Here is a 24,319-nt window from a genome sequence, read left to right on the forward strand (position 1 = left end):
TCTGGTTCAGGCGGGGTTCTGCTCAAAAAACAGCTTCAGGGCACCAATCATGTTGGCATCGTTGCCATAGTGGCAGCGCACCAGCTCCGGCTTGACCGCCGGCATGACTGTGCAGCGCTCAAACAGCCAATCCAACTCGGCCTGAATCGCAGGCAGCAGAGCCTCCGCTGCGCTGATACCGCCGCCGATGGCCACCGAGCTGGCGGACCGGCTGCACATTCCGGTGGTGAACACCATGATGGCCAAGGGCATCATCCCCATGGACGACAAATACAGCCTGTGGACCATCGGCATCCCCCAGAAAGACTATGTGAACCAGCTGTTCGACCGGGCCGACCTGGTCATTGCCATCGGCTACGACATCGTGGAATGTGCCCCCGCCAAGTGGGGCGCACGGCCGGATATGACCATCCTGCACATCGACAATGCCCCGGCAGATGTCAACAAGCGGTATCAGCCCGCCGTGGAAGTGGTGGGCGATATCTCAGAGAGCATCTACGAGATCCTGCGCTGCGCCCACCGGGACAGCGAACCGGAATTCGCACTCCGGCTGCGCGAGACCATGGTGGCCGAGCACGCCGCCATGGCAGACGATGACAGCTGCCCCATGAAGCCTGCCCGCATCCTTGCCGATGTGCGCAAGGTCATGGGCCGGGAAGATATCCTTGTGAGCGATGTGGGTGCCCACAAAATGTGGATCGCACGCCACTACGACTGCTACGCCCCCAACACCTGCCTGATCTCCAACGGCTTTGCCAGCATGGGCTTTTCCATTCCGGGTGCCTTTGCGGCTAAGCTGCTGAACCCGGACAAAAAGGTGCTGGCCGTCTGCGGTGACGGCGGTTTTATGATGAACAGTCAGGAGCTGGAGACCGCCGTGCGCGAGAAGGTGCCCTTCGTCACCCTGATCTGGGAGGACTCCAGCTACGGCCTCATCAAATGGAAGGAACAGGAGCAGTTCGGCGGCGAGCACTGCTACGTAGACTTCACGAACCCCGACTTCAAGCGGCTGGCCGAGGCCATGCACTGCAAGGGCTACCGGGTGGAAAAGGCTTCCGACCTCATCCCCACCCTCGAGGAAGCCTTCCGGCAGACGGTGCCCAGCGTCATTGTGGTGCCGGTGGATTACAGCGAAAACATGAAGCTTTCTGCGCATCTGAAAGAGGTGTATCAGCAGAGCGGCGATTGAGTATGCATCTTGAAATTTCCATGAGCCGCCCAAACGCGATTTCAACCTTTCGTCTATGCCGCTGCGCAAACGCAAATTTTCCTATGGCAGGCAGAACAGGCTCATCATGCAGTTGAAGTCAAAAGGGGCTGTTGCACAAGGGTAGAAACCAGCGCAGCAGCCTCTTTGGTCTTTATCAATTATCCATTCTACTTTTGGATGGAGAACGAGAACGTCATGCCCTTTTCCACCGCAAAGCAGGCAGCTTCATGGGGCGTTGCGCCCCAGCTGTTGTCGCCGCCAACGCCGCGCTGGAAGGCAGCACAGCGGACGACCGTCTTATTGTCATCCCGAGGCAGCTCGTAGAGGTGGCGGGCGTTTTCCAGTTCATGGGGCGTGTAGGGCAGGGCCGAGAAGGTCATACCGTCATCGCTGGCAAAGCGGATGCCGGGCACCTCAGTATCCCGGCCGGTGAGCGCTGCGCTGTACACGCCGGTGCGGCTGCCGCATTCCTGCGGGTAGACCGGAGTGTTCCGGGCAAAGTCCTGCCGGACGTTGTAGCTCCATGCGCCCATCTTGCCGCCTGTGGTGCGGTCGGCAGTGGTCTCCCGGGGGCCAAGACCCAGATAGGATACCTCCGTCAGTTCCCGGCGCAGCGGGAAGAGCAAGCCGAGCTCCGGTACTTCTGCCCTTTCACCCTGCCATGTCATCGTAATGTCGCAGCGGCCTGCGCCGTCGATGGCAAAATCAATGGGCACCGTCTGCCCGTCCGGCAGGGTGTAGACGGCACGAACTGTGACAAATTCTCCCCTGGTTTCGGCGGTCAGGTGATCACAGCGGGCATAGAGACCGGCAGTTTTCCAGAAGGCAAACGCGAAAGGCTCTGCGCAGCCCTCGTCGTTGTTGGTGGGGGCCCGCCAGAAGTTGGGGCGCACGGTATCATCCAGCAGCTGCACACCGTTATAGCGAATGGACACAAGCCCCTTGCCGCGGCCGAAAATGTACTCGAAGCCCTCGCCCTTTACGCCGATGTTGTAGTCCATCTCTACCAGCTGCGGGGCGGGCAGAGTCAGCCGGGCGGCGGCGTGGTTGTGCCATACCTGTCCCAAAGCAGCTTCATAGCCCTCCGGGATACCGGGCAGTGCAGCCCGCTGCACTGCGGCAACAGTCATGCAGGCAAGCCCTGCCTCCGGCAGGGCAAATGGGAACGGGATGTGCACCGTCCCGCCCGGCTTGCAGTCTGCCCGCAGCACCGCACGGCGCTCCGGCTGGCCGTTGACCGAGGACGCAAACACAAGATCGTAGGCGTTCAGGTCGGTAAAGAGGTTCCGGTTTTCCACCACGGCTTCGGTATCGGTGAGGGTAATTTTCAGGGGCGCGTAGGCCGCCTTGACTGCGTCAATCTTTGGGGTGTTGCGGCGGTCGGGCAGCACAAGACCGTCCACGCAGAATTCCCGGTCGGTGGGGCGGTCGCCGAAGTCGCCGCCGTAGGCAAAGCCGGGCTTACCGTCCGGGTCAGTCACTGCAATGCCGTGGTCCATGTACTCCCAGATAAAGCCGCCCTGATACAGCGGCTCTTCATAGGCATACTCGGTATAATCGGTGATGCCGCCGCAGCTGTTGCCCATGGCGTGGCTGTACTCACACATGATAAAGGGCTTTTCCGGGTGCTCTGCCAGAAACTTTTTGATGTCTGCCACCGGGGTATACATCTGGCTTTCCATATCAGAGGTGGCGGGGTATTCCCGGTTCCAGAAAATGCCCTCGTAGTGCACAAGGCGGCTGGGGTCAGTGCGGCGGAAGTATTCGCTCATCTCCCACAGGGTCTTGCCGCCGTAGCTTTCGTTGCCGCAAGACCAGATCAGGATAGCAGGGTGATTTTTGTCCCGCTCCAGCATGGCTTCGGCGCGGGCAAGCACATTCTCCCGCCACTCCGGGCGGGCACCGGGCAGCGTCCATTCATCCGAGCCGTCTGCGCCCAGCTTCTGCCATGTGCCGTGGCTTTCCAGATTCGTCTCCCCGATGACATACAGGCCGTATTCATCGCAGAGCTGCAAAAAATACGGGTCGTCCGGGTAGTGGCTGGTGCGCACGGCGTTCACGTTGTGGGCTTTCAGGTTTTTCACGTCCCACAGCATCTCTTCCCGGCTAACGGTGCGGCCGGTGCGGCAGCTCCACTCGTGGCGGTTGACGCCCTTGAACACGATGCGCTTGCCGTTCAAAAGCATCTGGCGGTCCTTCAGTTCAAATTTGCGCAGACCGACTTTCAGGCCGGTGCGCTCTGCCAAATCACCCTCGCGCAGCAGGGCAATTTCTGCCTCGTACAGGTTCGGCTGCTCGGCGCTCCACAGAGCGGGATGCTCCACCGTAAAGGTGAAGGAGACATCCTGCACGTCCTCTTCCACGTCCGGGTCAGCCTCGCCCTCGCCGAACACCACGCCGCTGTCGTACTCGGCAGGCTCGCCCACCTCAGCAGACTGCTGCTGCCCGTCAAACACCACCGAGATGGTGCCCGCGCCGCTGACCCTGCAATCAAAGGTGACAGTAGCGCTGGAAAAGTCCGGGGCAAACTCCTGCTTCACAAAGGCATCTTCCAGATGCAGTTCAGGCTTCGTAAACAGCTCCACTGAGCGGAATAAGCCGCTCATGCGCCAGAAATCCTGATCTTCCAGCCAACTGCCGGAGGAAAAGCGGTACACCTGCACGGTCAGGGTATTTTCGCCGGAGTGGACGGCGGCGGTCATATCAAATTCCGCGGGGGTAAAGGTGTCCTCGGTATAGCCGATGTAAACGCCGTTGCACCAGACGGCGGCGGCGCTGTCGGCACCGTTCAGGCGCAGGTAGCAGCTTGCCCAGTTTTCCGGCAGGGTAAAGCTGCGCTGATACTCCCCGATGGGGTTATAATCCTGCGGAATCTCGCCGGGGTGCAGCTTTTCGTGGCCGTCCCACGGGTACTGGGTATTGACGTAATGGGGCGTGCCGTAAGGCCGGCCGGGCTTTTGCAGGCTCTGCATCTGGATAAAGCCCGGCACTGTCATGGTATCCCAGTCCGTAAAGGGCGCAGTCAGGTTCTCCGCATAGCGGAAGCTCCACTCGCCGTCCAAGCTGACGGTCAAGGGCAGTTCAGGGCTTGTCTGGTCGGCAAAGTGGGCGTGGAAAGGCAGACGGTTCTGCTGGAAAATTTCCGGGTCGGCCAGAAGGGCCGGGGTAATGGGATGATTCAAAGGCATAAATGTCACCTCGCAGTATTTTCTGCTTTTATTATAACACAGGATATCATAACCCCGCGTGAAAACGCGGGGTTTGCAGAACGGCCCCATAGGGGCCATAATACCAGCCGCGCCTAAAGGCGCACAATGAGCGATGTCAACCGCACACTGACGTCGCTTTTACTTTCTCATACTATCTGCAGGCACTTCTGGCGAATCGTCGTCATCGAAGTCAGCTACATTCTTGAATGGATCTTCGTATTCCTTGAAGCTCAACTGGTCGCACATCTGATCGTTGAACTCTTGTTCCTGAATGTATTTGCGGATCTTGGTTTCATTTCCACCTACTGTATTTACGTAATATCCTTTCGCCCAGAACACTCTCCTTCCGTATTTGTATTTTAGGTTTGCAATTCCAGCTCGTATGTGATAAACTTTTCTCGTCCATATGGATGAACCTCCTTTTGCTTTAGTATGCGGTTGGCGTTACCCGCTTCTAATTATAGCAAAAGGAGGTTCTTTTTCTACCGTTTCAACGCTACGGCTCTATTCTTCCACAAGCATAGCTTGTGGTTTTCTATATGAAGAAAACAGCCTAAAATCTTCCGATTCTAAGCTGCTTTTCAATGCCGGTGGTGGGGGTCGAACCCACACGTGTTATTAGCACAAGGGATTTTGAGTTTTTATCCTCATCTTCCATCTGGTGTCATTCAGTGATATCTAGTGATATCTGGTTCCCACTGTGCAAAGGCAAAATTCACGCCTCAACGAACAAAAATTTGAAATATTCACGATTTTTCGATGCGTTTTCCCTCTACTCTGTTTTTTCGTTTTGGACCGCCCAAATGGAAATTGGAGGGATGTTCAGGAGGGATGCAGGGCAAAACGCTCCTCTGCTTAGGCACAAAACGAAAGGAAAGTCAAGGATGATGAACAAATTTCAAGCCAGAAAATTTTACAGGAAAATGTTTGCAAACTATCCCGATGTTCTTACCGTGGAGGATGCAACAAATCTCTTGGGCTTCAAAAGCCAGACCGGCGTGATACGGCGCATCCATCAGAACCGTATCCGGTACCTGAAGGTCGGCAGAAATTTTATGATCCCCAAAGAATATCTCATAGATTATCTTTTAAGCGATTGATTCCATATCGACTATATTATATTACATAGCGCACTGCTTTTTCAATGTCAAGGAGCTGTGCGCTTTTATTTTTTTAGATGGGAGGTCAAGTTTTGCACAGCAATAAGAACAGAAAGTTGAAAAAGCCACATGACCCTTGACTACTTCTACGGACAAGCCGGAGAGCTGTTCTCCTTCTACCGCATTCCAAAGGCTCTGTTTCAGGAGCCACGGTTCCAGAGCCTGTCAACCGATGCCAAGACCCTGTACGGTATCCTGCTGGACCGCATGAGCCTGTCCGTGAAAAACGGCTGGCTGGACGAGCAGAACCGGGTGTTCATTATCTTCTCGATAGAGGATGTCAAGAGGGCGTTGTGTTGCGCAGACAACAAAGCGACCAAGCTGCTCCGGGAACTCGAAAAGTTTGGTCTGATTGAACGAAAACGCAGAGGTCTGGGAAAGCCAAGTTTGGTATATGTGAAGAACTTTTCGGCAGAATCGTCAAAATCAATATTCCAGAATCGTGATTTTCACGATTCTGGAGGCTTCAAAAACGCAAGTCAAGACCCTTCAAAATCACGATGTAATAAGACTAAAGAGAATGATACTGAAATGAGTGAGACTGATCCATTCTATTCTGAAGAAGCGGATGGGATGAGCAAACGCACCCAACTGGAAGAATATTTTTCTCAGTCTTTGGAGATAGACCTTCTGCTCCGGCTCTGCCCGGATGATGAGGACACCATCTATCAGATCGTAGATTTGTTGGTGGACACCTGCGCTACCAACCGCAAGCTGCTGCGCATTGCCGGGGACGATAAGCCCGCCGAGGTGGTACGCAGCCGGTTTATGAAGCTGAACGCCGACCATATCCGTTTTGTGCTGATGTGCCTTGCAGAGAACAGCAGCCCAATCCGAAACATGAAACAATATCTGCTCGCTTCTCTGTACAACGCACCCACCACGATGCAGCTTTCCTACCAGAACCAAACCAACCACGACTTAGCGATGCGGAGGTGATAAAAATTTCAAAGAAAGCAACCACAATTGCCATCGTCAACCAGAAAGGCGGCACCGGTAAGACCACCACCTGTGAAAATTTGGGCATTGGGCTGGCGATGGAGGGCAAGAAAGTCCTGCTGGTGGACGCTGACCCGCAGGGCAGCTTGACCATCAGCATGGGCTGGCAGCAGCCCGATGAACTGCCCACTACCCTTTCCACCCTGATGGCAAAAGCCATGAACGACCAGAGCATTCCACCCGGCGAAGGTATCCTGCACCACGCAGAAGGCGTTGACCTGATTCCGGCAAACATTGAACTGGCAGGGCTGGAAGTTTCCCTTGTCAACTGCATGAACCGGGAAAAGATGCTCAAGCAGGTGTTGGACGGTGCAAAACGAGAATACGACTTTATCCTGTTGGATTGCACCCCTTCCCTTGGGATGCTGACCGTCAATGCCTTGGCGGCGGCAGACACCACCCTGATTCCGGTGCAAGCGCAGTACCTTTCCGCAAAGGGTCTGGAACAGCTTTTGCAGACTGTGCAGAAGGTCCGGCGGCAGATCAACCCGAAATTGAAAATCGAGGGCATCCTGCTGACCATGACCGACAGCCGCACCAACTACGGACAGCAAATCGACAACCTGATTCGAGGTGCCTACGGCAGCAAGATCAAAGTGTTCGACCAGACCATTCCCCGGTCTGTCCGTGCTGCGGAGATCAGTGCTGTGGGTAAGAGCATTTTCCAGCACGACCCCAAAGGCAAGGTGGCAGAAGCCTATAAATCTCTGACAAGGGAGGTGATGGCGAATGCCGAAAAACAGCTTAAACGTGTCGCTGAAAGGGGCAGATGACATTTTCTCCACCGAGGAATCCCGACAGGAGCAGCAGCGGGAACAGGTGCAACAGATTCCTATTGGAGAGCTGTTTCCTTTCAAAAACCACCCCTTTAAGGTTTTGGATGATGAGTCCATGCAGCGCACGGTGGAAAGCGTGGAACAGTACGGTGTGCTATCTCCACTGATTGCCCGTCCTCGCCCGGAAGGTGGCTACGAGATCATCTCCGGGCACCGCCGTCAGTACGCTGCACAGCTTGCTGGGCTGGATGCGCTGCCGGTCATTGTCCGCAACATGGACGATGATGCCGCCGTTTTGCTCATGGTGGACAGCAATCTCCAGCGAGAGAACATTCTGCCCAGTGAAAGGGCTTTCGCCTACAAAATGAAGCTGGAAGCAATAAAAAATCAAGGTGCTAGGTCAGATTTGACTTCTGGACAAATTGTCCAGAAGTCGAAGCTGTCCATTGAACGGGTTGCGGAAGATGCTGGCGAGGGATATAAAACCGTCCAGCGGTTCATCCGCCTGACCAACCTTATCCCCGAACTGCTGGACATGGTAGACGAAAAGAAAATTGCCTTCAATCCCGCTGTGGAGTTGTCCTATCTGGACGAAAGCCAACAGCGGGATTTTTTAGAGGCGATGAACGACACCCAAAATGCACCGTCCCTTTCCCAAGCGCAACGGCTCAAAAAGCTGGCGCAGGAAGGGCACTTCTCGTATGACGTTGCTTTTGCTGTCATGGGAGAAGAGAAAAAGGACGAGCTGGACAAGGTGGTTATCAAAAATGACACTCTGCGGAAATACTTTCCCCGCAGCTACACCCCGAAACAGATGGAGGACACCATCATCAAGCTGCTGGAACAGTGGCAGCGCAAACAGCAGCGGCAGAATGAACGCTGACTTATACCGTAACGAAAGACCCGATGGGGTCTTTTTCTTTTGCAAACAAAAGGAGAAAACGCCTATGAAAAACAACGTTACCCGCACCATCCGCTCCGAGGAGATCACCATTGACGTGCGTATCTGCGCTGCACTGGCGGCAAACCGAGGCGGCGAGGTCTACCTTGCAGCCATTGCCCCGGATATGGAGTTGACCGTCATCACGCTGGACGAGGCTCCCGACATCCTGCCCTGCTTTGAGGAGGACGATGCCTGCCTGAACCTTCCCAACACCTCGCTGCTGCTCTGCTACAACCCGGCACAGGTGCTGAAGATGGGCGGCAAGCACTACCTGACCGGTCCGGTGATTCTGGTCCGCACCAACATGGACGGCGAGGTCATCTCGCTGACCATTGATGAGGTCTACCTGTTCCAGAAGTATCTGGAAAGCCACAGCATCACCTTGATGGCAGACGACCAGAAGCTGCCCTGCATCTGCATGGAGTGAGGTGTGCCATGCTGAACTTTTTTATCGGTATCGCATTTTTTGAGGCTGGTGCCTTTTTCGGTTTCTTCGTGGCGGCTCTGATGCAGGCGGCACGAAGCGGCGAAATTGGGCTGAACGGAAAGGAGGATTCACATGGAAGAGAACACCCTGTCGGTGCTGAAAATTGCACCGGGACAGTATCCGCAGCAGGTCGAGATCGATAACGACCTGAAAGCCTTGCAGCAGGCGGTGGGCGGCTCCATCGGCGCAAGCTATCCGTTTGAAGACCCGGTTGCCATCGTTTATAACGATGACGGCAAGCTCATGGGTCTGCCCTTGAACCGTGCCCTGCGGGATAAAAACGGGCAGATGTACGATGCCGTTGCCGGAGACTTTCTGGTGGTGGGTCTGGGCGAGGAGGATTTCGCATCCCTGACCCCGGAACTGGCGCAGAAGTACGAGCAGCTTTTCCATCAGCCGGAAGCCTTTCTGAAACTGGGCAACCGTCTGTTGGTACTGCCGGTGCCCGATGAACCCCCTGCAGAAAAGCCCCGCACCAAGCCCCCGGCAGAGCATGACCGCTAAAATCACCCTGCTGCACGGGAGGTGATGGCAGTGCAGGAAGAAATCGAACAGAAGTCATTCAACATTATGATCTCCACCACAAAGCTGTCCGCCCGGACTGTCCTCCGGGCGGTAAAGGCGGCGTTTCGGCTGTACCAGTCCAAAACATCCCAAGGTAAGCAAAGTGTCCGCACCCTGTTGCGGCAAAACCGGGGCGTGTCCAGCGTGGAGATCAGCAAGACCGGCATTCGTGGTCTGGAACGCTATGCCAAAAAGTACGGCATCGACTATGCCATCCGCAAGGACACCTCCGAGGTGCCGCCCCGGTATCTGGTCTTTTTCAAGGCCCCGGACGCAGAAGCCTTTCACTCGGCGTTCAAGGAGTATTCGGCATCCCTGCTGAACAAGGACAAACGCCCCTCAGTGCTGGCAAAACTGCATGAACTGGTGCAGGCGGCGGCAGAACTCCCCGGCAAAGTCCGGCACAAGGAACAGGAGCGCGGACTGTGACCACGAAAAAGCTGACAAAACTGCTGGCGCTGTATCTGCCCTATATTTTGCTGGGGCTTGTGGCAACGAACTTCGGTGAAGCATGGCGGCTTGCGGAGGGCAAAGAACTGGGCGATAAGATCATGTCCATGATGGGCACTGTCCCGCTGGCATTTTCCAATCCTCTGCCCAGCTTGCATCCTCTGGATCTGCTGGTGGGCCTGTGCTGCGGCGCAGGGCTACGGTTGGCGGTCTATCTGCGTGGCAAGAACGCCAAGAAGTACCGCCACGGCATGGAGTATGGCTCTGCCCGATGGGGGACGCCCAAGGACATTGAGCCGTTCATGGCTCCGAAGTTTGAGGACAATATCATTCTGACCAAAACAGAGCGCCTGATGATGTCCAACCGTCCGCCTGACCCTAAGAATGCCCGAAATAAAAACGTGCTGGTGGTGGGTGGTTCCGGCAGCGGCAAGACCCGGTTTTGGCTCAAGCCCAACCTTTTACAATGTCACAGTTCCTATGTGGTTACTGACCCGAAAGGTAGTATCGTGGTCGAGTGCGGGAACGCACTTCTGAAAAACGGTTACAAGCTGAAAATCCTGAACACCATCAACTTCAAAAAGTCCATGCACTATAACCCCTTCGCCTATGTCCACAGCGAAAAGGACATTCTCAAACTGGTCACAACCCTGATGACCAACACCAAAGGCGAAGGGTCCGGTGGGGACCCATTTTGGGAGAAAAGCGAACGTCTTTTGCTCACTGCCCTGATCGCCTATCTGCATTATGAAGCCCCGGTGGAGGAGCAAAATTTCGCCACCCTGCTGGAAATGCTCAACACCATGCAGGTGCTGGAGGATGACGAGGAATATCAGAACCCGGTGGATCTGCTGTTTGAAGAACTGGCGAAAAAGAAGCCCAATTCCTTTGCCGGGCGGCAGTACAAACTTTACAAGCTGGCTGCCGGTGATATATGCTCTAAGTGACTTCTTAATCATGATTTTGTCATGGTTAGTGAAGCAATCACTTAGAGCATTTTTGTTTCAGGAGGTACAGCTATGAGAAACGAAAAAATCACCCCACTGTACGAGCGCCTGAGCCGGGACGATGAGTTACAGGGCGAGAGCAATTCCATATCCAACCAAAAACAGATGTTGGAGGATTTTGCTCGCCGGAACGGGCTGCCAAATCCTACGCATTTTACAGATGACGGTATCTCAGGCACCCGGTTTGACCGCCCCGGATTTTTGGCGATGATGGAGGAAGTGGAGGCAGGGCGTGTAGAGGCAATCGTCATCAAGGACATGAGCCGGTTAGGACGCGACTATCTGAAGGTCGGTCAGGTTATGGAGGTTTTGCGGCAGCGTGGTGTTCGTCTGATTGCCATCAACGACGGTGTAGACAGTCTGAAAGGTGATGACGATTTTACCCCGTTCCGCAACATCATGAATGAATTTTACGCCCGTGATACCAGCCGGAAAATCCGCTCTGTGTTTAAGTCAAAAGGCATGAGTGGTAAGCACCTGACAGGCACCGTGATTTACGGCTACTTATGGGACGAAAAGCGGGAGCATTGGCTGGTAGATGAAGAAGCCGCCGAAGTGGTACGCCGTATCTTTTCCCTCACGCTGGAGGGATATGGGCCTTATCAGATTGCTTGCAAACTATCCACAGACCGGATTGAAATTCCTGTCGTACACCTTGCCCGCTTCAACGAGGGTGTGAACCGTTCAAAGCCGGTCAAAGACCCCTATGGATGGGGATCATCTACCATCGTGAACATTTTGAAAAAACGAGAGTATTTAGGGCATACCATCAATTTCAAGACCCGCAAACACTTTAAGGACAAGAAAAGCCACTATGTTTCTGAGGACGAATGGACGATCTTTGAGAATACCCATGAAGCCATTATCGACCAGCAGACCTTTGATATGGTGCAGAAAATCCGCAGCAATGTACGGCGTTATCCAAACGGCTGGGGCGAAGCGGCTCCCCTCACAGGTTTGCTCTATTGTGCCGATTGTGGCGGCAAGATGTATGTCCACCGCACCAACAATGGCAAGCGGATTTCTCAATATACCTGTTCCAATTATACCAAAGTTCCGTGTGGGACACTATGCCCTACACAACACCGTATCAATGAGAGTGCTATCCTGACATTGGTTTCTGACACGCTCCGGGCTATCGCTGAATATTCCAAAAATGACCGGACGGAATTTATTCACGCCGTTCAGGAAACGCAGGTTGCCCAACAGAGTGCCGATATAGCGAAAAAGCGCAGGCGTCTGGCCGCTGCTCAAAAGAGATCCGGAGAACTGGAAAAACTGATTTGCAAAATCTATGAGGACAACGCCCTCGGCAAGCTGCCGGATGCACGATATAGGGCACTTGATGCACAGTATGCCAAAGAGCAGGACGCACTTGAGATTGAAATTGCGGAGCTGGAAAAGGCTGTTACCGGCTACGAGCAAAGCCAGAAATCAGCGGAGAAATTTATAGCCTTGATTGATAAGTACGAGAATTTTGACACTCTGACAAACACCATGCTCAACGAGTTTGTAGAGAAAATCCTTGTCCACGAACGCGCCCGAAAAGGCACCCAGGACACCACGCAGGAAATTGAAATCCACTTCAATTTTTTAGGACGCTATATCCCGCCATCCTTACAGCCGGTTCCTTTAACTCCAGAGGAACAGGAAGAATTGCGGAAAAAAGAAGAACGCAAGGACAGGCTCCATCAGAACTATTTGAAGCGGAAAGCCAGCGGTGCACAGAAACGGTATGAGGACAAAATCAAGGCGAAGAAAAAAGCGGAAATGGACGCTAAGAAAGCCCTGATCCGGGCTGAGGATATGAAAAAAGGTGTTTTTTCTACTATCGGTCAGCTACCAAAAGAAGAACCGCGCAAAGGCAGCATAGCAGCCAGCGCAGCAGTCTAATCATCACGAAGCAAAGGAGAATGAATATGAGTAAGTTGACTTACATTCGTTGTGGAGATTATGATATACCCAACCTAAAACTTTCTGAACAGCCGGAAACTTCTATCGGCAAGTACGGCAGAATGCGAAAATCCTACCTAAAGGAACATCGCCCCATTCTCTACAACCATCTGCTGATGAGCGAGAAGCTGTATCCACACCTGTTAGAGATTGAGCGGACAGCACAGGGGCGTGTGGAAACCATGTTGCCTCACATGATGGAGACTGCGGGTGTCACGGAAGAACTGAAAGCCTGTGACCCTATGCGTTGGGTGGGGTTGATGAACACATTAACGGCACAGATTGAGGAAATTTTAATCAGGGAACTGATTTGCAGCTGAATGGGAGGTGCGGGAAATGCTGACCTTTGAAAAGATTTTGAAAGTGTTTCAGGCATATCTGGATGATGATCCACTGTATGAGGTGGTTCAGACCAGCCACGGTTATACATTGATGGCATGGGAACCCCACCGGAATGACTGGTACAGCGCTGAAATACAGAAAACCCCGGAGGATTTACGGAACGCTTTGTTGGGTACATACGCCAACTTTCTGGAAGATAAGATTACTGGAAATGACCGTGACCTAACTGTGACAGAAACTGGAGAAATTCAGCAGAGATGCCGGGAACTTTTGGAAAAATGCTGGGAAACTTGATATAGAAACGCCAGAAGGAGGCCGCGATTATGCGTCCTCCTTCTGCTTCGCAGTCTGTTCCATTTTGAGCGCCCCGTCTATGGCACCTTCAATAATCGTCAGGTATTGTTCAGGACAGAGCTTCAGCTTGTGGCTGACCCGCTGCCGCTGATCGCTTTCTTCCCGCATGATCTCCGGGTTAAAATATCGCTCTACGGGAAGTCCGCAGACCTTAATCAACTGGATCATCACAGGCAAGCTCGGAATCGCACCTTGATTCTCAATGTTGGCAAGATACCGCCATTCAATCCCAACCATTTCTGCCAATGTTTTTCGTGCAAGACGCTTTGCCTCTCGTGCGGCTTTGACATCTGCACCAAAGGTTTCAAAACCGGGACAATCTTCAACTTTCGCCATATAACATCACCCAGTTACATTGTATAATTCATACTTTGCCCGTGGAATGTTGCTATATGCAGGTTGGTTGAAGTTTATAATTCATATATTACATCTTATATTTTTCAAGAACAGGAATTACAATAGAATGGAAATAAAAAAAGTAAAAGAAATAATTCTAAAGTTAAATCCTTTTGGGTTATTCAGTTGTATATTAAGTGTAAGGCGTTTTACACATGGAAGGCGGTGACAAGGTATCGAAGATTTCATACTAATAAAAAAAATCCAGTCGGGTGACACAGATGCATTTGAGATAATTGTCCGAAAATATTATCAGTCAATTTATCTATTTTGTTGTCGGCGATTGAACGGCGATCCAGATACCGCCGTAGATATTACACAAGATGTTTTCTTGAAATTGTTGGAGAATATTCAATCAGTACGAAAGATAGGGAAATTTCAAAACTACCTGCTAACGATTGCTGTTAATACCTGTAACAATTATACTAAGAAAGCAAAACCCCTGTATATGGATTTAGAAACTCTTGAAGATATAGAAGATACTGATAATGCCTTTGAAAAAATTGAGCTTAACGAACTTAAAGCGCAAGTTCAATATGCAATCAACACATTACCGGACTATCAAAAAGAGGTCATCATTTTACGATTTTATTATGATTTGAAAATCCGAGAGATTGCAACCATTACAAAAGCGAGTGTTTCTACTGTAAAATCTAGGCTCCAACAGGGGATTAAAAAACTGGAACGATATTTGGCTGATTTTAGAGGAGGCGATAATGTATGACCCAAAAACAAAATGGTGTATTAGAATGGTTGCAGAGTTGTGAAACGCCTGCTCCATCTGAACCTAAAATTGAAGCAGTAATCGTAGCTGGAAAAAGTTACATGAATAGTTCTGAATTCAATAAAAATTCAATGCGAGATATTATATTGAACCAACTTCAATTTCTGCCGCTTTCTTTCTGGATTATTCAAATAATACTCACTATATGTGCAGTATTATTAGCATGTATCCTGGGCCAATGGAGGGTTCCATTTTATTATCCATTGACAATCCTTGCAGTTATGGTTCCATTCCTTGCGTTATTAGGTGCAATAGAAATATCTAAAAGCAACATCTATGGTATGTGGGAAATTGAACAGTCTAGTAGAACAACGCTGGTAAAAATTATAGCAGGTCGTATGCTGATTATTGGAGTAATCAACCTTTTCCTAATAACAGTCATTTTAATTTCAATGGCATATATTTACCAGAAATCAATGATTGAAATGGTGTTGTATGGTTTGATTCCGTTTAATATTTCTTGCACTTGTTATCTTTTTATATGTGCGAAAAGCAGGACAAACGATAGCTTGTATCATTTAATTGCTTGTATGATTTTTCTTTCTGGAACATTTTCTCTTGTACTTCATCAGCGATTTATTTTTGAAGCGTCTATGTTCTGGGGATGGATTGGATTTTATGTGTTATCCATTATCCTATTAGGGAAAACACTTCAACTGTACTTGAAAAAAGAAAAAATGATTGGAGAATTGATATGGAACTTACAATAAATGATCTTTCAAAAGAATATGGAAGAAAAAAAGCTGTAAATCATTTCAGCGCAAAATTAACAAATGGTGTTTATGGTCTACTCGGGGCAAATGGTGCGGGCAAGACAACTTTGATGCGAATGATTTGCGATGTCCAAACTGAAACGAAAGGAGCAATTTTTTTTAACGGGAAAAACATTCATGATTTGGGCGAGAAATATCGTAATATCTTAGGCTACCTGCCACAAAATTTTGGCTATTATCCTAACTTTACAGCGTATAAATTTTTGATGTATATCTCTGCAATAAAGGGGCTGCCGCCTAAAAAAGCCCATAATCGCACAATGGAGCTGTTGCAGGTTGTTGATCTGCTCACACAGAAAAACGAAAAAATCAAAACTTTTTCCGGCGGTATGAAACAACGCTTGGGAATTGCTCAAGCATTACTAAACGATCCCCGTATTTTGATTTTGGATGAACCTACAGCTGGACTTGACCCGAAAGAGCGGGTGCGGTTTAGGAATCTGATTAGTTCTTTGGCAGAAAATAAAATTGTAATTTTGTCCACTCACATTGTTTCTGATGTTGAATATATCGCAAATGAGATTCTGATTATGAAAAATGGCGAGTTAATTCAACATGGTTCTCCAGAAGAAATTTTGAAGCCGATTGAAAAATGTGTTTGGGAATGTGATGTATCTCGAAAAGAGGCCGAAGAATTAGAATTGAACTATGTAACAGCAAATCTGAAACATAATAATGGTGCAGAACGGCTGAGGATTATTTCTCAAGAAGCACCATGCAGAACCGCTTGGAATGTTGATCCAACATTGGAAGATTTGTATTTATACTATTTTGCGGAGGTATCCGAGCATGAATGAAATGATAAAAGCAGAACGAAATAAAATATGTTCGAGAAAGCAAACACGAATGTTGTTTTTAGCTGGTGTGGTTCTTATCGTTGCCTATTTTTTCTTTTTTCAATTTAATTATCAAAATGTTTTCTATGATTATGACCTTGAAAAAATGGCATTAGCAAGCGGTTTTACAGCCATTGAACAACGGAAGGAAGTAGCAGAAATATTTGAAGGAAAACTCTCTCAAAATACATTACTTACTATGCAAGAAAAAATCGACCAAGCAAAACAAGCAACTGTTGGACAAGATGAAAATTCTGCTTTTTCTGCTGTTCATGTTTATCGTGACCAAGCGGCGATTCTGGAATATTTGACAAATTCTGATGGTAGTTTTAAGTCACTCGAAACAGCATATCCAAATAGTCCAACTGTGACTTTAGGATATTGCGATGGCTGGGATAAGCTATTATCTGGAATGGGGAGCATCTTGTCCATAATGATATGTTTAATTGTTGTAATCACTCTATCTCCTGTTTTCTCAGAAGAGTATGCACTTCATACAGATAGCATTATTTATTCGGCTCGGTATGGCCGAACCAAACTCACAACTTCAAAAATTATAGCGGCCTTGGAAGTTGTAATTGGCACATACCTCTTGTATTTACTGCTAAATTTAGTTCTGTATGGCTGTACCTATGGGTTACAGGGGTGGAATGTAAGCATTCAATCTTCATTACATTATGCTTCTTCAATATATAATTTGACCTTTTTGCAAATGTTCTTTATCTCTGTAATATTGAATATTTTGGGGATTGTAGCCTTGACAACTATTACATTGTTTTTAAGTGCTCAAATGAGTTCTCCTGTTACAGCGCTTATTACTTCTTGCGTCATCTGCTTCTTGCCAGTTGTGTTTGATTTTAATGATAGCCTTCCTGTTTTACAAAAAATGCAGGAAATTTGCCCGATTTTTATGCTTCATGCAAACGGTATATTTTCTGATATGAAAACATATTTCGGTATGAGCCAGCCGGTCTTTATGATCATCCTTAATATTGGATTGATATTCGTATTTTATAGACTAACAAAAAATATATCAAAGAAACATCAAGTTACGGGGTAATTTTGATGAAAGAGACAAGTTGGGTTAGTTGTCCTATATGCCATAATAAAACCCGAATAAAAATACGAATTGACACGGAATTAAGGAATTTCCCCTTGTTCTGTCCAAAATGTAAACAGGAAACGCTCATTCATGTAAAGCAACTGAATATATCCGTTATTAGAGAGCCAGACGCATAGACGCAGAGCCGATAACACGCAGGCTAACATGACTGCTGTTATCGGCTTTTCATATTCTTTTAAACCTGCCCCGCCTAATGGGGAAAGAAAAAAACCGTAGCTGGGCAGGTTGATTTTGTGCGCTTACTCTAGATACCCTGGCGGCGGTTTTGAGAAATCAGAGCCGCCGTTTCTTTTCGTCTACCCTAAACCAACGACGACCTAACACCGTGTAAATCCACGGCGGCACATAGGAGGATTGCCGCCGTGTCTATTTTTGCCTTTTTTCACAGTCCCCATGACCTGCACCAGCTAAAAAAAGCCTGTTCCCAGCAGCGGAGCAATGCGGTCAGAAGTATGCACTATACCATGTAACTAAACAGCAAAATATACTCTATTACGCTCGTATGGCTTTATGCCGTCCGGGCGCTTTTTTGTCCCTGTGGAGCCGTAACATCGGGCCAGCATGGCCCGAACTTTATCCCCGGTGCCGTTCTCCGCTGCCCCATTCAGATTTTCCCGAAAAAATCTGAATGGAGGAAAGGCAGATGGAAGTTACCATCAATTATAACGGACAAGCTGTGGCCGTGGAGGTCACGCTGGAAGTCTATGAATTTCTTGACCGGGCCGATCACAAAACGGAGAACCTGTTCCATGAACAGCGGCGGCATTGGGATGGCCGGGAGTTTGACGAGTACATCATTACCACCGAAGGCGTAGGAGCCTACGGAGAAACGCCGGAAGAATATCTTTGCCACATGGAAACGCTGCATGAGCTGATGGCTGTTCTGGACACCTGTACTGAGGCCCAGCGCCGCCGGTTCCTGCTCTATGCGCTTGAGGGACTGAGCCTTGCAGAGATTGGTGTGCTGTGCGGCTGCTCCAAAGTGGCTGTGTATCAAAGTGTGGAGGCGGTCAGAAAAAAATTTATAAATTTCTTTGAGAACAGGCTTAACGAATGACCTGTTTTCTGGCTACCAAGTGAAAGGGATCATTTCCCTTATCTCAGCGAGGGGCGGACAGCGGACGAGCTGTCATCCTCTCCGATTTTCAGGAGGTAAGCCTATGAAAACAATCAATCTGCGGTGGATGTATCCCCACTACCGGCATGACGAGTTTGTGGATGTTACGGACGAGGTATGGGCAGCGATGTATCAGGCCAAGCGGGAGATGGAGAACTATGAGCGTCGGAAAGTCTACCACCGCGCCTACTACTCTCTGGACGCATACAGCTGGCTGGAAAATTACGCGCTGGAACACAGCAGATCGCCGGAAGATATTTTGCTGGAACGAGAAGAAATGACCACCCGCCTGCACCTGATTGCAGCTCTGCCGGTGGCTCTGGCTCATGCCACTCCGACACAGGCCCGCCGTGTTCACGCCTACTACATTGCCGGTATCAAGCAGCCGGAAATCTCCCGGAGAGAGGGCGTCCACAGCAGCAAGGTCAGCGTTGCCATCCGCCGGGGGCTGCGGAATATGCGCCGCTGCTATGATGACCTTTTTCAAACAGAGTGAGGGCGTGCCTATGCAGACCATCAATCTCAAACAATATTATCCATTTTGCAAAGAGGACATTTTTGTGGAGGTGTCCGATGAGATCGTCGAAGCGTTTCTTCTGGACAAGAGAGCCGAGGCCGCCAGAGATCGCAAGATGTTCCGGTATAAGGCGTTTTATTCCCTCGATTGTAACGATGGAATCGAAAATGCCGCCATCGGCTGGGCGCAGCCATCGCCGGAGGACTACCTGATAGAAAAAGAAGAATTAGCCGAATACGAAGAATTGATACGGCGATTGTACGAAGCCATTTCTTCCCTGCCGCCTATGCAGGCTCGCCGTGTCCATGCCCGCTATATGCTGGGTATGAAAGTGAAAGATATTGCCGCAATGGAGGGTATCACGCCATCACAGGCGGGAAAATCCATCCATGCCGCACTGCGGAGGCTGCGCCGGTACTTTGCTCGACAGAAATGGACGGTCAATCTATGAGTATTTCCAAAGAAAAGAGGTGCCTGACATGAACGAAAAAATTACAGCCCACCATCAAAAAGAAGAACGGGAGAAAGTCCTGAAGGAGATTCGGCAGCTTGAAAACCGAAAGAAGATTTTGGAGAACAAGCAGTGGAACGAAGAACGCAGGGTTCGCACCCGCCGCCTGATTGAGCGCGGAGCCGTTTTGGAGGGGATTTTCCCGTTGGCTCCTGACCTTTCCGGCGCAGAGGTCAAAGCATTTCTGATTACCCTGTCCCATCTTCCGGGGGCTGCGGAATTGACTGCAAACCTGCCAAAATCCGGGGACACGCCATAAGTCCCTTGTTTACAAGGGCGCACTTATACACCGTTGCCGGTGCTGTGCGCCCTGCCGGGGGCATTGCGTACTTCGTCCGCGATGGGGCGCTACACTCCCCAAACCCCTTGTGCGCCCCGCGCAGCCAAACACCCGCTTCGCGTTTGTTCGGCTCCACGGAGCCTGAAATATCCCCGCCGAAAGGAGGTGCCACCCATAGATTTCTGTCATATCCCCGTCAGTATTATCAAGCGCAGCGCAGGCCGTTCTGCTGTTGCCGCAGCTGCTTACCGCAGCGGAACCAAGCTGACAAATGAATGGGACGGCATGACCCACGACTACACCCGGAAAGGCGGCATCGTTCATGCGGAGATCATGCTGCCTGCCCACGCGCCGCCGGAATTTGCAGACCGATCTATCCTCTGGAACAGCGTGGAGCAAATCGAGAAAGCAAGGGACAGCCAGCTTGCCCGCGAGATTGAAGCAGCCCTGCCCCGTGAACTGTCCGGCGAAGAGCAGCTTGCCCTTGTGCGTGCCTATGTGAAGGACAACTTTGTAGACAAAGGAATGTGCGCCGACTTTGCTATCCATGACAAGGGAACCGGCAACCCTCATGTCCATATCATGCTGACGCTCCGGCCTCTGAAAGAAAATGGACAGTGGGGCGCAAAGTGCCGCAAGGCATACGACCTGGACGAAAACGGCCAGCGTATCCCGGACGGGAAAGGCGGCTGGAAGAACCACCGGGAGGACACCACCGACTGGAACGACAAAGGAAATGTGGAGATTTGGCGGGCGGCATGGGCGGCCTGCACCAACCGGGCATTGGAGGCCGCCGGTCATCCCGCCCTGGTAGACCACCGCAGCTACAAGCGGCAGGGCATTGATAAGATTCCCTCTGTCCATCTGGGGCCAGCCGCCAGCCAAATGGAAAAGCGCGGCATCCGCACCGACAAGGGTGAAGTAAACCGGCAGATCGCCGCCGACAACAAGCTGCTGAAAGAAATCAAAGCCCGCATTACCCGTCTTTATCTCTGGTCGAAAGACGAAGCGGAAAAACCACAAACGCAGCAAAGCAGCTTGACCGCCTTGTGGGAAGCCCAGCAGCAGTTGAACGCTCCCCGCACCCGCACCGGCAAAATCCGGGCTTTGCAGGAAAGCGCTGCACTATTCAGCTTTTTACAGGCAAACGGCATCCAGTCTATGCAGCAGCTTCATGAAAAAATCGCTGATATGAACAGCCGTTACTATGACCTGCGGGGAAAGATCGTCAAGGCCGAGCGCCGGATCACTACCCTTACCGAGCGCGGGGAGATGTGGAAACAGTACAACCAGTACAAGTCCATCCACAAGCAGTTTGCCAAAGTAAAGCCGGAAAAACGGGAACAGTTTGAACAGCGCCACAGCCGGGAACTGATTCTGTATGACGCAGCGGCCCGGTATCTGAAAGAACTGAAAGACAGCGGCGAGGCAATCACCCCAAAGGCATGGCAGCTGGAAATTGACCAGCTGGCCGCTGGAAAGCAGACGGACACGCTTGCCATGAAAGCCATGCGGGAGGATTTGAAAGCAGTGGAACGGCTCCGCAAAACCGCCGAGCAGTTGTCCCGACAGGAACTGGACAAACCTCACGACCGGGAACCGGAGCGGTAAGGGCTACCGCGTTTTGGCGTACTCCTTTTAGGTGCGTCGCGTTTCACGACACCCTTTTGCACACAGAAAAACCGCCGTACAGGTTTCCCCATACGGCGGCAGTCGGTTTATTTGCCGAACAAGTCGCTGTGTGTGCCGGTGCGGGCCAGCGTCAGCACCAGAACATCATCTTCTATGCGGTAGACAAGCAGCCAGTCCGGGAGAATATGACATTCCCGATGGCCTGCCCAATCGCCGGACAGGTCATGGTCACGGTTCTTATCCGGCAGCGGTTCGCCCATCGCCAGCAACGCTACGACCTGCTCCAGCAGCTCGATCTTCAAGCCACGCTTGATGGCTCGTTTGTAGTCTTTTTTGAAACTGGTCGTGTACTTGACGGTATATTTGGTTTCTTTCATCTTTTCAGGTCAGCAAACAACTCGTCAAGGTCATTGTAGCCCTTTACAGACGGGTCTTTTGCAATCCTTTCCGCTTCCAGCATGGCAGCAACCGTTTCTTTGTTCGGCTGTTCCAGCCTTACTTCAAAGGGAATGCCGCCTTCACGAAGCGACTGGCGCACAAAGATGTTAAACGCCGTAGTCAGGTTCATGCCAAGTTCAGTAAACAGTGCGTCCGCCTGCGCTTTCAAATCTGCGTCCATGCGGATACTGATGTTTGTGGTATTTCCAGCCATACGATCAACCCCTTTCTGCTGGCAATTATAGTATATGCCATTTGCACGAAGAAAACAATACTTTGCACGAATATTTAATAATAAATTCATTTGAGGAGGTTGCCGGCTTTATGAAAGAAATCATTTATGAAGAACAATAAGTCTGAACCTATCCCCGTCATGGATTACCGCCAGTACCGCAGAGTGCGGAGGCTGGTGCATGAGTGCTGTAACTACATCGACGGAAACTGTATCGCCCTGGACGATGGGGAAGAATGTGTCTGTGTCCAGTCTATTTCCTACTCCCTGTTGTGCAGGTGGTTTCGGGCGGCGGTATTGCCGCAGGATAAGGAACTGGAAACGGCACTGTTCCACCGGCTGAATGCGAAGAAATGCTCCGTATGCGGGGCGCTGTTTACCCCCGGTTCCAACCGAGCCAAATACTGCCCGGAATGTGCCGCACGCATGAAGCGGATCAACGCCGCAAAGCGCAAGCGGAAACAACGGGAGAAATGTCACGCTTTAGGGGCTGAAAAACCCTTGTAAATCAAGGCTTTTTTCGGGGGTGTCAAAGGCAGTCTGATAGATTTATCCTCTGCCCCCTAAAATAGCCTTAAAATGCGTACAGAATCCCAAGAGAAACCCCAAGGAGGAACCCTATGTCAGACAACCGAAAATATTATTACCTGAAACTCAAAGAAAACTATTTTGACGATGATTCCATCGTGCTGCTGGAAAGTATGCAGGACGGTGTGCTGTATTCCAACATTCTGCTCAAGCTGTATCTGAAATCGCTGAAACATGGCGGGCGGCTCCAGCTTGACGAGGACATCCCCTACACGGCGCAGATGATCGCCACCATCACCCGCCAGCAGATCGGCACTGTGGAGAGAGCCTTGCAGATCTTTTTGAAGCTGGGCCTTGTGGAAGTGCTGGACAGCGGCACATTCTACATGAGCAACATCGAACTTTTAATCGGCCAGTCCTCCACCGAGGCTGAGCGAAAGCGGGCTGCGAGGCTCCAAAACAAGGCTCTTTCTGCGCCCCGGACAAACGGCGGACATTTGTCCGACATTCGTCCACCAGAGATAGAGATAGAGTTAGAGAAAGAGATAGAGATAAAGAGAGAGATAGAGAAGGGATGCTCCGCCCGCGCCTATGGCCGTTACCAGAATGTTTTCCTGACGGACGAGGAACTGGCAGACTTGCAGGCCAGTTTTCCCACTGTATGGGGCCAGTACATCGAAAAGCTGTCCGAATACATGGCCTCTACCGGTAAGCGGTATCAGAGCCATGCCGCCACCATCCGGCGCTGGGCCGGTGAGGACGCGAAAAAGGCGGCCCCGCCCACCCGCAACCGTGATTACAGCGTAAAGGAGGATGAAACCGTATGATGGAGATTACCGCAGAAATCCGGGCGCTGATCGACAAGGCAGCCGTCGGTATGGAACTGGCCGGGGACGAGTACATAGACCCGGCAGACGGGCTCATTCACTGTAAGAAATGCGGCGGCCAGAGGCAGACCGTTGTGCCATGCTTCGGGAAATCCGGCTACTTTATGCCGCGCTGCATCTGCCAGTGCCAGCGGGAGGCTGAGGAGCAGCGCAAGGCTGCTGAAGAACGGCAGCGCCGCATGGAGCGTATCAAACGCCGAAAGGCACAGGGCTTGCAAGACCGTTATCTGTATGACTACACCTTTGCCAACGACAACGGCAAAAACCCATTGATGGACAAGGCCCGCGCCTATGTGGAGAACTGGAAAGAGGCATATAAGAGCAATATCGGGCTTTTGCTGTTTGGAGATGTGGGAACCGGCAAGTCTTTTTTCGCCGGATGTATTGCAAATGCTTTGCTTGACCAGGATGTGCCGGTGCTGATGACGAACTTTCCCACCATTCTGAACCGCCTGACCGGGATGTTTTCCGAGGACAGGTCGGAGTTTATTGCCAGCTTTGACGAGTATGACCTGCTTATCATTGACGATCTGGGAGTAGAGCGCAGTACCGAATATGCTATGGAGCAGATGTTTTTCGTCATTGACAGCCGCTACCGCAGCCGCAGGCCCATGATCATCACCACCAACCTGAAGCTGGCCGAACTCAAAAACCCGCCTGACCTGGCCCACGCTCGTATCTATGACCGTATTCTGGAACGGTGTGCGCCGATTCTCTTTGACGGGAAGAATTTCCGGGAAGAAAATGCCGGTGCTACCCGACAGGCAGCAAAAGACATTGTAAACAGTAAGCACGACTGATTTTTTACCGG

At 50.8% G+C, this 24,319-nt stretch carries 29 protein-coding genes and 2 pseudogenes; 25 read left to right on the forward strand and 6 right to left on the reverse strand.

Annotated features, from left to right (window positions below):
* Nucleotides 1-6: 6 nt before the first annotated feature.
* Nucleotides 7-246, reverse strand: coding sequence for a hypothetical protein (locus ACKXGA_RS05355; protein WP_423730417.1), 240 nt, complete (start codon nucleotides 244-246; stop codon nucleotides 7-9).
* Here ACKXGA_RS05355 and ACKXGA_RS05360 point away from each other — a divergent pair.
* A pseudogene (locus ACKXGA_RS05360) lies at nucleotides 194-1,189 on the forward strand (thiamine pyrophosphate-dependent enzyme); the annotation flags it as partial. The gene ACKXGA_RS05355 and the pseudogene ACKXGA_RS05360 sit on opposite strands and share 53 nt — an antisense overlap.
* Nucleotides 1,190-1,377: 188 nt before the next feature.
* Here the strand turns inward: ACKXGA_RS05360 and ACKXGA_RS05365 are convergent.
* Nucleotides 1,378-4,398, reverse strand: a complete 3,021-nt coding sequence (locus ACKXGA_RS05365; protein ID WP_117475935.1) for a glycoside hydrolase family 2 TIM barrel-domain containing protein — start codon at nucleotides 4,396-4,398, stop codon at nucleotides 1,378-1,380.
* A 159-nt stretch (nucleotides 4,399-4,557) separates the two neighbouring features.
* Complete coding sequence (locus ACKXGA_RS05370; RefSeq protein ID WP_263286040.1) at nucleotides 4,558-4,827, reverse strand: transposase; 270 nt, start codon at nucleotides 4,825-4,827, stop codon at nucleotides 4,558-4,560.
* Nucleotides 4,828-5,222: 395 nt separating this feature from the next.
* On the opposite strand from ACKXGA_RS05370, the gene ACKXGA_RS05375 reads away from it, so the two are divergent.
* The 11 genes and pseudogenes from ACKXGA_RS05375 to ACKXGA_RS05425 all read left to right on the forward strand — a co-directional run bounded on the left by ACKXGA_RS05375 (nucleotide 5,223) and on the right by ACKXGA_RS05425 (nucleotide 13,394).
* Nucleotides 5,223-5,519, forward strand: a complete 297-nt coding sequence (locus tag ACKXGA_RS05375) for a helix-turn-helix domain-containing protein (protein WP_197036425.1) — start codon at nucleotides 5,223-5,225, stop codon at nucleotides 5,517-5,519.
* 129 nt (nucleotides 5,520-5,648) lie between these two features.
* Nucleotides 5,649-6,518: a DUF6017 domain-containing protein gene (locus ACKXGA_RS05380; protein ID WP_423730252.1), complete on the forward strand. Its 870-nt coding sequence runs from the start codon at nucleotides 5,649-5,651 to the stop codon at nucleotides 6,516-6,518.
* Nucleotides 6,518-7,351, forward strand: a complete 834-nt coding sequence (locus ACKXGA_RS05385; RefSeq protein WP_423730384.1) for a ParA family protein — start codon at nucleotides 6,518-6,520, stop codon at nucleotides 7,349-7,351. The genes ACKXGA_RS05380 and ACKXGA_RS05385 overlap by 1 nt, the downstream gene beginning before the upstream one ends.
* Nucleotides 7,308-8,237, forward strand: a complete 930-nt coding sequence (locus ACKXGA_RS05390; protein WP_423730253.1) for a ParB/RepB/Spo0J family partition protein — start codon at nucleotides 7,308-7,310, stop codon at nucleotides 8,235-8,237. Before ACKXGA_RS05385 ends, ACKXGA_RS05390 begins: the two co-directional genes overlap by 44 nt.
* Nucleotides 8,238-8,301: 64 nt before the next feature.
* Complete coding sequence (locus ACKXGA_RS05395; RefSeq protein WP_270565494.1) at nucleotides 8,302-8,724, forward strand: hypothetical protein; 423 nt, start codon at nucleotides 8,302-8,304, stop codon at nucleotides 8,722-8,724.
* 126 nt (nucleotides 8,725-8,850) lie between these two features.
* On the forward strand, nucleotides 8,851-9,288 hold the full coding sequence (locus tag ACKXGA_RS05400) for a DUF3846 domain-containing protein (RefSeq protein ID WP_423730385.1): 438 nt from the start codon (nucleotides 8,851-8,853) through the stop codon (nucleotides 9,286-9,288).
* A 24-nt stretch (nucleotides 9,289-9,312) separates the two neighbouring features.
* Nucleotides 9,313-9,777, forward strand: a complete 465-nt coding sequence (locus tag ACKXGA_RS05405) for a PcfB family protein (protein WP_423730254.1) — start codon at nucleotides 9,313-9,315, stop codon at nucleotides 9,775-9,777.
* Nucleotides 9,774-10,727: pseudogene (locus ACKXGA_RS05410) on the forward strand (type IV secretory system conjugative DNA transfer family protein); the annotation flags it as partial. The gene ACKXGA_RS05405 and the pseudogene ACKXGA_RS05410, both read left to right, overlap by 4 nt.
* Nucleotides 10,728-10,817: 90 nt before the next feature.
* Complete coding sequence (locus tag ACKXGA_RS05415) at nucleotides 10,818-12,698, forward strand: recombinase family protein (protein ID WP_112091025.1); 1,881 nt, start codon at nucleotides 10,818-10,820, stop codon at nucleotides 12,696-12,698.
* Nucleotides 12,699-12,724: 26 nt separating this feature from the next.
* On the forward strand, nucleotides 12,725-13,078 hold the full coding sequence (locus ACKXGA_RS05420) for a TnpV protein (RefSeq protein ID WP_112091024.1): 354 nt from the start codon (nucleotides 12,725-12,727) through the stop codon (nucleotides 13,076-13,078).
* Between the two features lie 16 nt (nucleotides 13,079-13,094).
* A complete protein-coding gene (locus ACKXGA_RS05425; protein ID WP_112091023.1) occupies nucleotides 13,095-13,394 on the forward strand; it encodes a hypothetical protein in 300 nt (99 codons plus the stop codon).
* A gap of 27 nt (nucleotides 13,395-13,421) precedes the next feature.
* On the opposite strand, the gene ACKXGA_RS05430 is transcribed toward ACKXGA_RS05425, so the two are convergent.
* Nucleotides 13,422-13,790 (reverse strand): helix-turn-helix transcriptional regulator, encoded by a 369-nt coding sequence (locus tag ACKXGA_RS05430; RefSeq protein WP_112091022.1) that lies wholly within the window; start codon nucleotides 13,788-13,790, stop codon nucleotides 13,422-13,424.
* Nucleotides 13,791-14,082: 292 nt separating this feature from the next.
* On the opposite strand from ACKXGA_RS05430, the gene ACKXGA_RS05435 reads away from it, so the two are divergent.
* From ACKXGA_RS05435 to mobQ, 10 genes are all read left to right on the forward strand, one after another.
* Nucleotides 14,083-14,574, forward strand: a complete 492-nt coding sequence (locus ACKXGA_RS05435) for an RNA polymerase sigma factor (RefSeq protein ID WP_278320366.1) — start codon at nucleotides 14,083-14,085, stop codon at nucleotides 14,572-14,574.
* Entirely contained in the window at nucleotides 14,571-15,344 is a 774-nt protein-coding gene (locus ACKXGA_RS05440; RefSeq protein WP_112091019.1) for a hypothetical protein, read from the forward strand. Before ACKXGA_RS05435 ends, ACKXGA_RS05440 begins: the two co-directional genes overlap by 4 nt.
* Nucleotides 15,329-16,204: an ABC transporter ATP-binding protein gene (locus tag ACKXGA_RS05445; protein ID WP_112091018.1), complete on the forward strand. Its 876-nt coding sequence runs from the start codon at nucleotides 15,329-15,331 to the stop codon at nucleotides 16,202-16,204. Before ACKXGA_RS05440 ends, ACKXGA_RS05445 begins: the two co-directional genes overlap by 16 nt.
* On the forward strand, nucleotides 16,197-17,303 hold the full coding sequence (locus tag ACKXGA_RS05450; RefSeq protein ID WP_423730255.1) for a hypothetical protein: 1,107 nt from the start codon (nucleotides 16,197-16,199) through the stop codon (nucleotides 17,301-17,303). Before ACKXGA_RS05445 ends, ACKXGA_RS05450 begins: the two co-directional genes overlap by 8 nt.
* Before the next feature lie 5 nt (nucleotides 17,304-17,308).
* Nucleotides 17,309-17,482 carry a cysteine-rich KTR domain-containing protein gene (locus ACKXGA_RS05455; RefSeq protein ID WP_081026450.1) on the forward strand — a complete coding sequence of 58 codons (174 nt, stop codon included), beginning with the start codon at nucleotides 17,309-17,311 and terminating at the stop codon, nucleotides 17,480-17,482.
* Between the two features lie 527 nt (nucleotides 17,483-18,009).
* Nucleotides 18,010-18,423 (forward strand): RNA polymerase sigma factor, encoded by a 414-nt coding sequence (locus ACKXGA_RS05460; RefSeq protein ID WP_112091016.1) that lies wholly within the window; start codon nucleotides 18,010-18,012, stop codon nucleotides 18,421-18,423.
* A gap of 103 nt (nucleotides 18,424-18,526) precedes the next feature.
* Nucleotides 18,527-18,979, forward strand: a complete 453-nt coding sequence (locus tag ACKXGA_RS05465) for an RNA polymerase subunit sigma-24 (protein WP_112091015.1) — start codon at nucleotides 18,527-18,529, stop codon at nucleotides 18,977-18,979.
* A 10-nt stretch (nucleotides 18,980-18,989) separates the two neighbouring features.
* Entirely contained in the window at nucleotides 18,990-19,451 is a 462-nt protein-coding gene (locus tag ACKXGA_RS05470) for an RNA polymerase sigma factor (protein WP_009296689.1), read from the forward strand.
* A 28-nt stretch (nucleotides 19,452-19,479) separates the two neighbouring features.
* Nucleotides 19,480-19,770, forward strand: a complete 291-nt coding sequence (locus ACKXGA_RS05475; protein ID WP_112091014.1) for a DUF3847 domain-containing protein — start codon at nucleotides 19,480-19,482, stop codon at nucleotides 19,768-19,770.
* 186 nt (nucleotides 19,771-19,956) lie between these two features.
* A complete protein-coding gene (gene mobQ / locus ACKXGA_RS05480) occupies nucleotides 19,957-21,402 on the forward strand; it encodes a MobQ family relaxase (protein ID WP_112091013.1) in 1,446 nt (481 codons plus the stop codon).
* Between the two features lie 107 nt (nucleotides 21,403-21,509).
* Here the strand turns inward: mobQ and ACKXGA_RS05485 are convergent, their stop codons facing one another.
* Nucleotides 21,510-21,800, reverse strand: coding sequence for a type II toxin-antitoxin system YafQ family toxin (locus ACKXGA_RS05485; RefSeq protein WP_002596328.1), 291 nt, complete (start codon nucleotides 21,798-21,800; stop codon nucleotides 21,510-21,512).
* Nucleotides 21,797-22,075, reverse strand: coding sequence for a type II toxin-antitoxin system RelB/DinJ family antitoxin (locus ACKXGA_RS05490; RefSeq protein ID WP_005924829.1), 279 nt, complete (start codon nucleotides 22,073-22,075; stop codon nucleotides 21,797-21,799). Before ACKXGA_RS05490 ends, ACKXGA_RS05485 begins: the two co-directional genes overlap by 4 nt.
* Nucleotides 22,076-22,201: 126 nt before the next feature.
* On the opposite strand from ACKXGA_RS05490, the gene ACKXGA_RS05495 reads away from it, so the two are divergent.
* The 3 genes from ACKXGA_RS05495 to ACKXGA_RS05505 all read left to right on the forward strand — a co-directional run bounded on the left by ACKXGA_RS05495 (nucleotide 22,202) and on the right by ACKXGA_RS05505 (nucleotide 24,308).
* A complete protein-coding gene (locus tag ACKXGA_RS05495) occupies nucleotides 22,202-22,600 on the forward strand; it encodes a cysteine-rich VLP domain-containing protein (protein WP_055153539.1) in 399 nt (132 codons plus the stop codon).
* Between the two features lie 113 nt (nucleotides 22,601-22,713).
* Nucleotides 22,714-23,448, forward strand: a complete 735-nt coding sequence (locus tag ACKXGA_RS05500) for a phage replisome organizer N-terminal domain-containing protein (RefSeq protein WP_112091012.1) — start codon at nucleotides 22,714-22,716, stop codon at nucleotides 23,446-23,448.
* Nucleotides 23,445-24,308: an ATP-binding protein gene (locus tag ACKXGA_RS05505; protein WP_112091011.1), complete on the forward strand. Its 864-nt coding sequence runs from the start codon at nucleotides 23,445-23,447 to the stop codon at nucleotides 24,306-24,308. The genes ACKXGA_RS05500 and ACKXGA_RS05505 overlap by 4 nt, the downstream gene beginning before the upstream one ends.
* Nucleotides 24,309-24,319: the final 11 nt, after the last annotated feature.

It is taken from the genome of Faecalibacterium hominis (ex Afrizal et al. 2022) (assembly GCF_049545105.1).
GTDB classification, from domain to species: Bacteria; Bacillota; Clostridia; order Oscillospirales; family Ruminococcaceae; genus Faecalibacterium; species Faecalibacterium duncaniae.

Excerpts from the sequence above, each read along its gene's own strand:
- ACKXGA_RS05365 (WP_117475935.1), bottom strand. The coding sequence starts at position 4,398 with ATGCCTTTGAATCATCCCATTACCCCGGCCCTTCTGGCCGACCCGGAA.
- ACKXGA_RS05375 (WP_197036425.1), top strand. The coding sequence starts at position 5,223 with ATGGAAATTGGAGGGATGTTCAGGAGGGATGCAGGGCAAAACGCTCCT.
- ACKXGA_RS05380 (WP_423730252.1), top strand. The coding sequence starts at position 5,649 with ATGACCCTTGACTACTTCTACGGACAAGCCGGAGAGCTGTTCTCCTTC.
- ACKXGA_RS05390 (WP_423730253.1), top strand. The coding sequence starts at position 7,308 with ATGCCGAAAAACAGCTTAAACGTGTCGCTGAAAGGGGCAGATGACATT.
- ACKXGA_RS05395 (WP_270565494.1), top strand. The coding sequence starts at position 8,302 with ATGAAAAACAACGTTACCCGCACCATCCGCTCCGAGGAGATCACCATT.
- ACKXGA_RS05405 (WP_423730254.1), top strand. The coding sequence starts at position 9,313 with ATGGCAGTGCAGGAAGAAATCGAACAGAAGTCATTCAACATTATGATC.
- ACKXGA_RS05415 (WP_112091025.1), top strand. The coding sequence starts at position 10,818 with ATGAGAAACGAAAAAATCACCCCACTGTACGAGCGCCTGAGCCGGGAC.
- ACKXGA_RS05420 (WP_112091024.1), top strand. The coding sequence starts at position 12,725 with ATGAGTAAGTTGACTTACATTCGTTGTGGAGATTATGATATACCCAAC.
- ACKXGA_RS05425 (WP_112091023.1), top strand. The coding sequence starts at position 13,095 with ATGCTGACCTTTGAAAAGATTTTGAAAGTGTTTCAGGCATATCTGGAT.
- ACKXGA_RS05430 (WP_112091022.1), bottom strand. The coding sequence starts at position 13,790 with ATGGCGAAAGTTGAAGATTGTCCCGGTTTTGAAACCTTTGGTGCAGAT.
- ACKXGA_RS05440 (WP_112091019.1), top strand. The coding sequence starts at position 14,571 with ATGACCCAAAAACAAAATGGTGTATTAGAATGGTTGCAGAGTTGTGAA.
- ACKXGA_RS05445 (WP_112091018.1), top strand. The coding sequence starts at position 15,329 with ATGGAACTTACAATAAATGATCTTTCAAAAGAATATGGAAGAAAAAAA.
- ACKXGA_RS05450 (WP_423730255.1), top strand. The coding sequence starts at position 16,197 with ATGAATGAAATGATAAAAGCAGAACGAAATAAAATATGTTCGAGAAAG.
- ACKXGA_RS05455 (WP_081026450.1), top strand. The coding sequence starts at position 17,309 with ATGAAAGAGACAAGTTGGGTTAGTTGTCCTATATGCCATAATAAAACC.
- ACKXGA_RS05460 (WP_112091016.1), top strand. The coding sequence starts at position 18,010 with ATGGAAGTTACCATCAATTATAACGGACAAGCTGTGGCCGTGGAGGTC.
- ACKXGA_RS05465 (WP_112091015.1), top strand. The coding sequence starts at position 18,527 with ATGAAAACAATCAATCTGCGGTGGATGTATCCCCACTACCGGCATGAC.
- ACKXGA_RS05470 (WP_009296689.1), top strand. The coding sequence starts at position 18,990 with ATGCAGACCATCAATCTCAAACAATATTATCCATTTTGCAAAGAGGAC.
- ACKXGA_RS05475 (WP_112091014.1), top strand. The coding sequence starts at position 19,480 with ATGAACGAAAAAATTACAGCCCACCATCAAAAAGAAGAACGGGAGAAA.
- ACKXGA_RS05485 (WP_002596328.1), bottom strand. The coding sequence starts at position 21,800 with ATGAAAGAAACCAAATATACCGTCAAGTACACGACCAGTTTCAAAAAA.
- ACKXGA_RS05490 (WP_005924829.1), bottom strand. The coding sequence starts at position 22,075 with ATGGCTGGAAATACCACAAACATCAGTATCCGCATGGACGCAGATTTG.
- ACKXGA_RS05495 (WP_055153539.1), top strand. The coding sequence starts at position 22,202 with ATGAAGAACAATAAGTCTGAACCTATCCCCGTCATGGATTACCGCCAG.
- ACKXGA_RS05500 (WP_112091012.1), top strand. The coding sequence starts at position 22,714 with ATGTCAGACAACCGAAAATATTATTACCTGAAACTCAAAGAAAACTAT.
- ACKXGA_RS05505 (WP_112091011.1), top strand. The coding sequence starts at position 23,445 with ATGATGGAGATTACCGCAGAAATCCGGGCGCTGATCGACAAGGCAGCC.